Source organism: Streptococcus sp. (genome assembly GCF_030528045.1).
GTDB lineage: Bacteria > Bacillota > Bacilli > Lactobacillales > Streptococcaceae > Streptococcus.
The window spans coordinates 1-10,792 of record NZ_JAUMZR010000052.1; the positions used below are offsets into that span (position 1 = coordinate 1).

The window sequence follows — 10,792 nt, forward strand, 5'->3', positions numbered from 1 at the left end:
AAAGCTCCATAATTTCCATAGTGGTTTTTACCCACTACAGATATTATAGAGCCTGTAAAAACAAAAAGAGCTAGCTAAAGCTAACTCTTATCCTATGCGGAGAGAGGGACTTGAACCCTCACGACCTAAAGCGGTCACAGGATCCTTAGTCCTGCGCGTCTGCCAATTCCGCCATCCCCGCGTCGATTACTTTACTAGTATATCAACTTTCAAAATCTTTGTCAACACTTTTTTCAGATTTTTTTCATTTTTCCAACAGTCTTATAGTTCAATTTCAGCAAGGTTTTCATCCAGTAATTTTGCTCCCAATGTGTTCTTAAAATGCCCAAGAGCAAACAGATGATTTTCTGGCCAAATAGAGGCAACTGCAGGCTTGACAATCTCGATTTGATAACCTAAATTATAGGCATCAATAGCTGTATGAAGAACACAAATATCCGTCAAAACACCTGTTAAGATAACAGTATCAACCCGACGTTCCCGCAAACGGATATCTAAGTCCGTTCCTGAAAAAGCTGAATAGTGACGTTTGTCCATCCAAAAGACGCGACTATCCGCCTCATGCTCAGCATAAAAGTCTGCTAGAGGGCCATAAAGGTTACGCCCACTAGTTCCGATGATGTTGTGCGGTGGAAAGAGCTTGCTTTCTGGGTGGAATGTATCCTTCTCCTCATGAGCATCAATGGTGAAAAAGACATAATCCCCACGCTCAAAAGCTAATCTGGTTACCTGATCAATGGCTTTTGATATTGCTTGAGCAGGTGCTCCAGCAGTTAGCTTTCCATGGTCTGCTACGAAATCCTCTGTATAGTCAATCGAGATTAAAGCTTTTGCCATTAGTAGTCCCTCTTTTTCACTTCCTCAAAAATATCACCAATTAGAACTTTGAGATAAGTCCCCTTCATTCCTAATGAGCGACTCTCAATAATTCCCGCAGACTCCAATTTACGAAGCGCATTGACAATCACTGAGCGTGTAATGCCAATACGGTCTGCAATAACAGACGCAGTCAGCTGTCCTTCATTTCCATCCAGCTCAGCTAAAATAGCTGATACGGCACGAAGTTCTGAATAGGAAAGGGTGTTGACCGCCATGGTAACAGCCGTACGACGGCGAATATTTTTCTCGTCTTCTTCACGTTGGAAGTTCAATAATTGAATTCCCACAACCGTGCTCGCAATCTCGACAAGGATCAAATCTTCATCTTCAAATTTCTTGTCATTGCGCCAAATGATCAACGAACCTAGGCGAATCCCTGATACATGAATCGGAGCAATAGTTGTCAACCCATCTGGAAAGTCCGCACGGCTCTCCACAGGGAAAATGGTCAAATCATGTTCAACAGGAAGATTGGCTTCCGTGTCGTAAATCATGTTTGCCCCTTGTACATAGACGTCAGGGAAGGTTTTGGTTTGGAAGAATTGTTCTACACGGTCATTATTGGTCTTATAACGCATAAAGTAGCCCAAGAGACGTCCCTTGTTATTCACAATACAAGCGTTACAGTCAATAATATCAGCTAACTGGCGTGTGATCGCATTGTAAGGAAGTTCATCTTGGAGTTGCTCTTCTGAGCGCTTTAGAATAGACGTGATTTTTCTTGTTTTTTCTAATAAATGTGCCATTTTTTACCTCGCATATAATCGCTTCCATTATAACATAGAAAAGTCTTTATTTCAATAATTATCTGAAAATTGCTTATTTAATTGCAATTTTGAACAGCAGAAATATTTTAGAAAAAAAGCGATTTTTTTATTGACACCCTATTTTATTTTTGATATTATAACATTATAAGAGGATGACATGATAAATCCCTTTCCGTTTCACCTATCCTTTACTATCACCATCTTCTTTTACTATCGGTCTCCTTATATATAAAAGCGATTCACAGTGTGAATCGCTTTTTTCTATTTGTCTCCTTTGTTACGAATAACAAAGCCTGTTTTCTTTTCGCTTGAAGTGTTGCGAGGTTTTTTATTATCTTTATTACGGTAACGTCTGTCTTTATCAAAACGATCATTTCCACGACTGCCTTTTTTGAAATCATCACGGCGATCACGATCTCGACGGTCGTCCCCACGACGGCCTCCACGACCTCCCTTACCTTTGCCACCGAATCCATTACCTGATGGTTTAAATGGCAGTGGTTTTTCACGCGCAATCTCCACTTCAGGAAGGCTGTCTGGATCTTGGACTGTCAGACTCAAGATATACATAGCCAATTCTTCTGGACTAAATTCAGTAGCTAACTTACGAGCATCTTTAGCAAATTTCTCAAAGTTCCCACGAATTGCTTCGTCTGCGAAGTCTCGTTCGATTTTCTTGAGCGCTACTTGTTTCTTAGCTTGGAAGGCTTCTTCCGCTGTCGCTGGTTTCAAGCCTTTCATGCGTTTCTTAGTCAAATTTTCGATGATTTGAAGGTAACCCATTTCATTTGGAGAAACAAAGGTAATAGATTGACCTGACTTACCAGCACGACCTGTACGACCGATACGGTGAACATAACTTTCAGGATCTTGTGGAATATCGTAGTTGTAGACATGGGTCACACCTGAGATATCCAAACCACGTGCTGCCACGTCTGTCGCAACCAAAACATCAAGATTCCCATTTTTAAAATCACGAAGGACACGAAGACGTTTATTTTGGTCTAAGTCACCATGAATTCCTTCTGCACGGAAGCCACGAATTTTAAGCCCACGAGTCAATTCATCTACACGGCGTTTGGTACGACCAAATACAATAGCAAGCTCAGGTTGTTCCACATCCATAAGACGTGTCATAGTATCAAATTTCTCTTGTTCCTTGACACGGATATAGTACTGATCCACTAGCTCTGTTGTCAATTCCTTGGCAGCAATCTTGACATGCTCAGGGTCTTTCATAAACTGAACACCGATACGTTTGATAGCATCTGGTATGGTTGCTGAAAAGAGCAAGGTTTGACGATTTTCAGGGACACGGGAAATGATGGCTTCAATATCTTCAAGGAAGCCCATATTGAGCATTTCATCCGCTTCGTCAAGAATCAGAGTTTCAATATCTTGTAATTTCAAGGCCTTGCGTTTAATCAAGTCCAAGAGACGGCCTGGTGTTCCTACCACAATGTGGGCACCAGATTTAAGGGCCTTGATTTGTTTTTCAATGCTGGAACCACCGTAAACTGAGCGAACTTTCACTCCCTTGCTACGGCCAAAGCGGAAGAGTTCCTCTTGACTTTGAACAGCGAGCTCACGAGTTGGAGCGATAACCAAGGCTTGGATGGTCGCTTCTTCTGTACGGATTTTTTCAAGGGTTGGCAAGCCAAAGGCTGCAGTTTTTCCTGTACCTGTCTGAGCTTGACCGATAACGTCTTTCCCTTCGATGGCCAAGGGAATGGTCTGTTCTTGGATAGGACTGGCTTCTACAAATCCAGCTTTTTCAATCTCTGCTAGCAATTCAGCAGACAAGTTAAATTCATTAAATTTCACGTTTTTCTTCTTTCTAAAGGTGGTGCGAAGCCACCCTATAGGGCTTTAGTTTATACTTTTCTTTTCATGACGTATCTTCTACAAAAAAGAGATACCATGTTGCTTCTTTTCTACGAAAGAAAAGTACTAGTTTCTTTGCAACCTATCTAGTATAACACAAGAGAGAAGCAAAAGATAGTAGAATCCTTTAGGAAAATCATGTAAACGATTTTCTAACAGTAAAGTGGCCTGAAACTTGTTTATCAAAGGATTTGAAGGGACCATTTCAAACTCACTTCATTCCCCGTAGCAGATTTGTGCAAAAAGTGTTTTCTTATGATAGAATGAAAATCGAATAGGAGGACTATAAATGTTAACATATGATTTAATCGTTATTGGATTTGGTAAAGCTGGGAAAACACTAGCTGGTAAATTAGCTTCAGCTGGCAAAAAAGTTGCCCTCGTTGAACGTAGCAAAGCTATGTACGGTGGAACTTGTATCAACATCGGATGTATTCCAACTAAAACCTTGCTAGTTGCTGCTGAGAAAGATTTGTCTTTTGAAGAAGTCATTGCTACCAAAAATACTATCACTAGTCGCCTCAACGGTAAAAACTATGCGACTATTGCTGGTACAGGCGTGGATATCTTTGATGCGGAAGCTCACTTCCTTTCAAACAAAGTCATCGAAATCCAAGCTGGTGATGAAAAACAAGAACTGACTGCTGAAACTATCGTTATCAATACCGGTGCCGTTTCAAACGTCTTGCCAATCCCTGGACTTGCTACAAGTAAGAATGTCTTTGACTCGACTGGTATTCAAAACTTGGACAAATTGCCTGAAAAACTTGGTGTCCTTGGTGGCGGAAATATCGGTCTTGAATTTGCAGGCCTTTACAACAAACTTGGAAGTAAGGTTACAGTCCTAGATGCCTTGGATACTTTCCTACCTCGTGCAGAACCTTCCATCGCAGCTCTTGCTAAACAATACATGGAAGAAGACGGTATTGAATTACTTCAAAACATCCGTACTACTGAAATCAAAAACGACGGTGACCAAGTTCTCGTCGTAACTGAAAACGAAACTTACCGTTTTGACGCCCTTCTCTACGCAACTGGACGTAAACCAAATGTCGAACCACTTCAACTTGAGAATACCGATATTGAACTAACAGAGCGAGGTGCTATCAAGGTCGATAAACATTGTCAAACAAACGTTCCTGGTGTCTTTGCAGTTGGGGATGTCAACGGTGGACCTCAATTTACCTACATTTCACTTGATGACTTCCGCGTTGTCTACAGCTACCTTGTTGGAGATGGCAGCTACACACTTGAAGACCGTCTCAATGTACCAAACACTATGTTCATCACACCTGCACTTTCACAAGTTGGTTTGACTGAAAGCCAAGCAGCTGATTTGAAACTTCCATACGCTGTGAAAGAAATCCCTGTTGCAGCAATGCCTCGTGGTCACGTAAATGGAGACCTTCGCGGAGCCTTCAAAGCTGTTGTCAATACTGAAACAAAAGAAATTATTGGAGCAACTATCTTCTCAGAAGGTTCTCAAGAAATCATCAACATCATCACTGTTGCCATGGACAACAAGATTCCTTACACTTACTTCACAAAACAAATCTTCACTCACCCAACCTTGGCTGAGAACTTGAATGACTTGTTTGCGATTTAAGTTGAGACTGATTTGTTAGCTAACAGCCCTATTTGGGCTGTTTTTGCTTCTGCGAAATCTCATACTCTTCGAAAATCTCTTCAAACTACGTCATCTTCACCTTGCCGTACTCAAGTACAGCCTGCGGCTATCTTCCTAGTTTGCTCTTTGATTTTCATTGAGTATCAAATCTGTCTTTTCCCTCTTTTATGATATAATAGAAACATGAAATTAAAAACTACTTTGGGCCTCCTAGCTGGGCGCTCTTCCCACTTCATTTTAAGCCGTCTTGGCCGTGGAAGTACGCTCCCAGGAAAACTCGCCCTTCAATTTGATAAAGATATTTTACAAAATCTAGCTAAGAACTACGAGATTGTCGTGGTCACTGGAACCAACGGGAAAACCCTGACAACTGCCCTCACTGTCGGCATTTTAAAAGAAGTTTATGGTCAGGTTCTTACTAATCCGAGCGGTGCCAATATGATCACAGGGATTACGACAACTTTCTTGACTACCAAATCCTCTAAAACTGGAAAAAATATTGCCGTTCTCGAAATTGACGAGGCCAGCCTATCTCGTATCTGTGACTACATCCATCCTAGCCTTTTTGTTATCACTAATATTTTCCGTGACCAGATGGACCGCTACGGTGAGATTTACACGACTTATAAGATGATTTTGGATGCCATACGTAAGGTGCCTACGGCTACAGTTCTCCTCAATGGTGACAGTCCGCTTTTCTACAAGCCATCTATTCCAAATCCAGTTCAGTATTTTGGTTTTGACTTGGAAAAAGGGCCGGCCCAACTGGCTCACTACAATACCGAAGGTATCCTCTGCCCTGACTGTCAAGGCATCCTCAAATATGAGCACAATACCTATGCCAACTTAGGGGCCTATATCTGTGAAAATTGTGGTTGCAAACATCCTAATCTCGACTATCGTTTGACAGAACTGGTTGAGTTGACCAACAATCGCTCCCGCTTTGTCATTGACGGGCAAGAATACGGCATTCAAATCGGTGGACTCTATAATATCTACAATGCCCTTGCTGCGGTTGCCATCGCTCGTTTCCTTGGGGCTGATTCCCAACTCATCAAGCAAGGATTTGACAAGAGTCGCGCTGTATTCGGTCGCCAGGAAACCTTCCATATCGGTGATAAGGAATGCACCCTTGTCTTGATTAAAAATCCAGTCGGTGCAACTCAGGCTATCGAGATGATCAAACTAGCCCCTTATCCATTTAGCCTATCTGTCCTTCTCAACGCCAACTATGCTGATGGGATTGATACTAGCTGGATTTGGGATGCTGACTTTGAACAAATCACTGACATGGACATTCCTGAAATCAACGCTGGTGGTGTTCGTCATTCTGAAATCGCGCGTCGTCTACGAGTGACAGGCTATCCAGCTGAGAAAATCACTGAGACAAGCAATCTGGAGCAAGTTCTCAAAACCATCGAGAACCAAGACTGCAAACATGCCTATATCCTGGCTACCTATACTGCTATGCTGGAATTCCGCGAACTGCTGGCTAGTCGTCAGATTGTTAGAAAGGAGATGAACTAATGGTTTATACTTCACTTTCCTCAAAAGCTGGCAACTACCCTTATCAGCTCAACATTGCCCACCTCTATGGAAACCTTATGAATACCTACGGGGACAATGGCAACATCCTCATGCTCAAGTATGTGGCTGAAAAACTGGGAGCCCATGTGACGGTTGACATCGTTTCTCTCCATGATGACTTTGACGAAAATCACTACGATATCGCCTTTTTCGGTGGGGGTCAAGACTTTGAACAAATCATCATCGCAGACGACCTACCTGCTAAAAAAGAAAGCATTGACAACTACATCCAAAACGACGGAGTGGTTCTAGCTATCTGTGGCGGTTTCCAGCTACTGGGCCAATATTATGTTGAGGCTTCAGGGAAACGCATCGAAGGGCTAGGGGTCATGGGCCACTACACCCTCAACCAGACCAATAATCGCTTTATTGGTGACATCAAAATTCACAATGAAGATTTTGATGAAACCTACTATGGCTTTGAAAATCATCAGGGACGTACCTTCCTTTCTGATGACCAAAAACCGCTAGGACAGGTTGTCTATGGAAATGGAAACAACGAGGAAAAGGTCGGCGAAGGGGTTCATTATAAGAATGTCTTTGGTTCCTACTTCCACGGACCTATCCTCTCTCGTAATGCTAATCTGGCTTATCGTCTAGTCACTACTGCCCTCAAGAAGAAATACGGCCAGGACATCCAACTCCCTGCCTATGAGGACATCCTCAGTCAAGAAATCGCTGAAGAGTACAGCGACGTCAAAAGCAAGGCAGACTTTTCTTAAATTAAGAAAACTATATCAAAGAACTCTGCTATCTTACCGGAGTTCTTTTTGTATGTTCTTTTACCCTTCTCCCTTGCATTTTCTCTCTTTTTTTGCCAAAATAGAGGGGTAGAAAGAAGGTAGCATATGTCTAAATTACAACAAATCGTAACATATCTTGAATCAGAAAAACTAGACGTCGCTGTCGTATCTGACCCCGTCACTATTAATTACCTCACTGGCTTTTACAGTGATCCCCATGAACGCCAAATGTTCCTCTTTGTTCTAGCGGATCAAGAACCCCTCCTTTTTGTTCCAGCTCTTGAAGTAGAGCGTGCAAGCAGCACTGTTTCTTTCCCAGTTGTAGGCTATGTGGATTCTGAAAATCCATGGCAAAAAATCAAAAACGCTTTGCCTCAACTTGACTTCAAACGTGTCGCTGTTGAGTTTGACAATCTCATCTTGACCAAATACCATGGTTTGAAAACAGTTTTTGAAACTGCTGAGTTTGAAAACCTCACTCCTCGCATCCAACGCATGAGCCTCATCAAATCAGCTGATGAAGTGCAAAAAATGATGGTTGCAGGTATCTATGCTGATAAGGCTGTTAAGGTTGGTTTTGACAACATTTTTCTTGATAAGACTGAGACAGATATAATTGCACAAATCGACTTTGCCATGAAGCGTGAAGGCTATGAAATGAGCTTTGATACCATGGTCTTGACTGGCGATAATGCTGCAAATCCGCACGGTATCCCAGCAGCAAACAAAGTTGAAAAGGACGCCCTTCTCCTCTTTGACCTTGGTGTCATGGTTAATGGCTACGCCTCAGATATGACTCGTACGGTCGCTGTCGGCAAACCAGACCAATTCAAAAAAGATATTTACAACTTGACCCTTGAAGCCCAACAAGCTGCCCTTGACTTTATCAAGCCAGGTGTGACTGCCCATGAAGTGGACCGCGCTGCCCGTGAAGTCATTGAAAAAGCTGGTTACGGTGAGTACTTCAACCACCGTCTCGGTCACGGTATCGGTATGGATGTCCACGAATTCCCTTCTATCATGGAAGGAAACGACATGGTCATCGAAGAAGGCATGTGCTTCTCTGTTGAACCTGGTATCTATATCCCTGGTAAAGTCGGCGTTCGTATAGAAGACTGTGGTGTTGTTACCAAGGATGGCTTTGACCTCTTTACAAGCACCAGCAAAGATTTGCTTTATTTTGATTAAACCTAGATAAGCAAAAAGTCAGCTATTGAAGCTGACTTTTTTATTTTATCTTCTTGACGCTCTGAAAGACTACAAATCCCACAACCATTCCCAAGGTGTTTTGTAAGAAGTTTGGAAGTATTTCTGGTAAGGCTGCTGACCAGCTATTCATTAGAGTTGAGCCCAGAGCGTAGCCACTTACCATGACGATAGTAGCTAAGACTAAGCCCAACCATTGCCATTTCCCTTTAAAACCTGCAAAAAATCCTTGCAAGCCATGGTTTACCAAGCTAAAGAACATCCACTGTGGAAAGCCTGATAAAAGGTCAAGCAGAAAAGCTGCTAGTCCTCCAACGACGGCCCCTTCTTTACTGCCAAAGTAAAAGGCAGTAAAGAAAATACCTGCATCCAAGAGAGTCAATATTCCTGTTGCCGTTCCAATTTTCAAGTAATAACCTAGGACTACTGAAAGGGCGGTTAGAAGAGATACAAGGGCGATTTTAGTTGTTTTGGTTTGCTTCATATTGTCTTACTCCATATTGATCTGCTTGTGCGATGGCACGGTAAACGAAAGCTTTCGAGCTCTCTACTGCTGGTAAAAGTTCATCCCCTTTAACCAAGTGACTGGCAATGCTTGAGGCAAAGGTACAACCTGCACCAGCATTTTGACCTTGGATAATAGGGTTTTCTAGAACAGTGAAAGTTTGTCCATCATAAAAGACATCCACTGCCTTGTCCTGACTGAGGCGATTGCCTCCCTTGATAATGACTGCTGGCGCTCCTAAATCGTGCAATTTCTGCGCTGCAGCTTTCATATCTTCTAAAGTTTTGATCTCCTGACCCGCTAACAATTCTGCTTCAGGAAGATTTGGCGTAATCACACTGACATGAGGGAAAAAGCGAATCAACTCTTGACAGAGTTCACTGACAGCTACATCGTGCGTTTCCTTGCAGACCAAGACAGGATCCAATACTACCGGCACTCCAGGACGTTGCTTAATAAAGTCCAAGGCTTTCTCAGCGACACTGACAGTAGGAAGAAGGCCAATCTTAATCCCTGCAAACTCGACATCACTCAAGCTATTCAACTCATGTTGGAAAATAGTATCACCCGTAGGGAAGACTTCAAACCCCTTCTCTGTCAAGGCCGTCAAACAAGTGACAGCTACAAAGCCATGCAAACCATTTAAGGTATAGGTGGCAAGATCAGCTGACAATCCACCGCCACTAAAAATATCATTCCCAGAAAGGGCTAAAATACGATTATTCTTCATAACGAATCTCCTTTAAATACAAGCCATTCGGTGCAGCCGTTGGACCCGCAAGCTGCCTGTCTTTTTTCTCCAAAATCAAGTCAATCTGCTCAACTGGCATTCGATTATTTCCGATTTTGAGCAGTGTCCCCACCATATTGCGAATCTGCTTATACAAGAAACCATTTCCTGAAAAGATAAAGGTCAAAAATTGGCCTGTCTCATCAACACTAAGACTGGCTTCTGTAATGGTCCGAACCTTGTCCTCTACACTGGTTCCAGACGCTGTAAACCCTGTGAAATCGTGGGTTCCCTCTAGCTTTTTGATTGCCATCTGCATCCGCTCAACATCAAGCGGATAGGGAAAGTGAGTAGCGTAGTGACGACGCATAGGATTCTTAGGACGGCCCCTATCCACGATAAACTCATAAGTCTTGCTGTGCTTGGCATAACGACAATGAAAATCATCCGTCACAAGCTCAATTGAAATCGCATCAATATCTTCTGGTGACTGGGTATCCAGAGCAAAACGGAGTTTTTCCTCATCCATCTGATAGGGCAGATCAAAATGAATAACCTGTCCCAGAGCATGGACCCCACTATCCGTCCTACCAGCACCGTGAACAGTTATGGCTTGCCCCTTATTGAGTCTCGTTAAGGTTTTTTCGATTTCCTCTTGAACGCTCCTCGCATGAGGCTGGCGCTGAAAACCGGCAAAGGCAAAACCATCATAAGAAATAGTTGCTTTATATCTTGTCATAACTTCTATTTTATCAGGAAATAAAAGTGTAAACAAGTTTAAAAACCAAAAATTGTATGGGTACAAAATTCCGGCTCTATAATATCTGTAGTGGGTAAAAACCACTATGGAAATTATGGAGCTTT

At 42.6% G+C, this 10,792-nt stretch carries 10 protein-coding genes and 1 tRNA gene; 4 read left to right on the forward strand and 7 right to left on the reverse strand.

What is annotated here, in order from left to right:
- Positions 1–95: 95 nt before the first annotated feature.
- The 4 genes from Q4A91_RS08615 to Q4A91_RS08630 all read right to left on the reverse strand — a co-directional run bounded on the left by Q4A91_RS08615 (position 96) and on the right by Q4A91_RS08630 (position 3,470).
- Positions 96–181, reverse strand: a tRNA-Leu gene (locus Q4A91_RS08615).
- A gap of 80 nt (positions 182–261) precedes the next feature.
- Positions 262–837, reverse strand: coding sequence for a cysteine hydrolase family protein (locus tag Q4A91_RS08620; protein WP_303213633.1), 576 nt, complete (start codon positions 835–837; stop codon positions 262–264).
- Complete coding sequence (codY, locus tag Q4A91_RS08625) at positions 837–1,625, reverse strand: GTP-sensing pleiotropic transcriptional regulator CodY (RefSeq protein ID WP_000940724.1); 789 nt, start codon at positions 1,623–1,625, stop codon at positions 837–839. The genes Q4A91_RS08620 and codY overlap by 1 nt, the downstream gene beginning before the upstream one ends.
- Before the next feature lie 282 nt (positions 1,626–1,907).
- A complete protein-coding gene (locus tag Q4A91_RS08630) occupies positions 1,908–3,470 on the reverse strand; it encodes a DEAD/DEAH box helicase (RefSeq protein WP_303213637.1) in 1,563 nt (520 codons plus the stop codon).
- Between the two features lie 349 nt (positions 3,471–3,819).
- Here Q4A91_RS08630 and Q4A91_RS08635 point away from each other — a divergent pair, with 349 nt between their 5' ends.
- The 4 genes from Q4A91_RS08635 to Q4A91_RS08650 all read left to right on the forward strand — a co-directional run bounded on the left by Q4A91_RS08635 (position 3,820) and on the right by Q4A91_RS08650 (position 8,675).
- On the forward strand, positions 3,820–5,136 hold the full coding sequence (locus Q4A91_RS08635) for an FAD-containing oxidoreductase (protein WP_303213639.1): 1,317 nt from the start codon (positions 3,820–3,822) through the stop codon (positions 5,134–5,136).
- Between the two features lie 204 nt (positions 5,137–5,340).
- On the forward strand, positions 5,341–6,684 hold the full coding sequence (murT, locus tag Q4A91_RS08640; RefSeq protein ID WP_303213641.1) for a lipid II isoglutaminyl synthase subunit MurT: 1,344 nt from the start codon (positions 5,341–5,343) through the stop codon (positions 6,682–6,684).
- A complete protein-coding gene (gene gatD, locus Q4A91_RS08645) occupies positions 6,684–7,466 on the forward strand; it encodes a lipid II isoglutaminyl synthase subunit GatD (RefSeq protein WP_303213643.1) in 783 nt (260 codons plus the stop codon). Before murT ends, gatD begins: the two co-directional genes overlap by 1 nt.
- Positions 7,467–7,592: 126 nt before the next feature.
- Positions 7,593–8,675 carry a Xaa-Pro peptidase family protein gene (locus Q4A91_RS08650; RefSeq protein ID WP_303213645.1) on the forward strand — a complete coding sequence of 361 codons (1,083 nt, stop codon included), beginning with the start codon at positions 7,593–7,595 and terminating at the stop codon, positions 8,673–8,675.
- Positions 8,676–8,715: 40 nt separating this feature from the next.
- Here the strand turns inward: Q4A91_RS08650 and Q4A91_RS08655 are convergent, their stop codons facing one another.
- The 3 genes from Q4A91_RS08655 to truA are packed head-to-tail and all read right to left on the reverse strand — an operon-like array spanning position 8,716 to position 10,667.
- The gene (locus tag Q4A91_RS08655) at positions 8,716–9,177 is read right to left on the reverse strand and encodes an ECF transporter S component (RefSeq protein ID WP_303213647.1); all 462 of its coding nucleotides are present in this window, start codon (positions 9,175–9,177) and stop codon (positions 8,716–8,718) included.
- A complete protein-coding gene (locus Q4A91_RS08660; RefSeq protein ID WP_303213649.1) occupies positions 9,155–9,928 on the reverse strand; it encodes a bifunctional hydroxymethylpyrimidine kinase/phosphomethylpyrimidine kinase in 774 nt (257 codons plus the stop codon). Before Q4A91_RS08660 ends, Q4A91_RS08655 begins: the two co-directional genes overlap by 23 nt.
- Positions 9,918–10,667 (reverse strand): tRNA pseudouridine(38-40) synthase TruA, encoded by a 750-nt coding sequence (gene truA / locus Q4A91_RS08665; RefSeq protein WP_303213651.1) that lies wholly within the window; start codon positions 10,665–10,667, stop codon positions 9,918–9,920. The genes Q4A91_RS08660 and truA overlap by 11 nt, the downstream gene beginning before the upstream one ends.
- Between the last annotated feature and the right edge of the window lie 125 nt (positions 10,668–10,792).

Bases quoted from the DNA above. Each gene is read 5' to 3' on its own strand.
- Q4A91_RS08620 (WP_303213633.1), bottom strand. From the start codon at position 837: ATGGCAAAAGCTTTAATCTCGATTGACTATACAGAGGATTTCGTAGCA.
- Q4A91_RS08650 (WP_303213645.1), top strand. From the start codon at position 7,593: ATGTCTAAATTACAACAAATCGTAACATATCTTGAATCAGAAAAACTA.
- gatD (WP_303213643.1), top strand. From the start codon at position 6,684: ATGGTTTATACTTCACTTTCCTCAAAAGCTGGCAACTACCCTTATCAG.
- codY (WP_000940724.1), bottom strand. From the start codon at position 1,625: ATGGCACATTTATTAGAAAAAACAAGAAAAATCACGTCTATTCTAAAG.
- murT (WP_303213641.1), top strand. From the start codon at position 5,341: ATGAAATTAAAAACTACTTTGGGCCTCCTAGCTGGGCGCTCTTCCCAC.
- Q4A91_RS08655 (WP_303213647.1), bottom strand. From the start codon at position 9,177: ATGAAGCAAACCAAAACAACTAAAATCGCCCTTGTATCTCTTCTAACC.
- truA (WP_303213651.1), bottom strand. From the start codon at position 10,667: ATGACAAGATATAAAGCAACTATTTCTTATGATGGTTTTGCCTTTGCC.
- Q4A91_RS08635 (WP_303213639.1), top strand. From the start codon at position 3,820: ATGTTAACATATGATTTAATCGTTATTGGATTTGGTAAAGCTGGGAAA.
- Q4A91_RS08660 (WP_303213649.1), bottom strand. From the start codon at position 9,928: ATGAAGAATAATCGTATTTTAGCCCTTTCTGGGAATGATATTTTTAGT.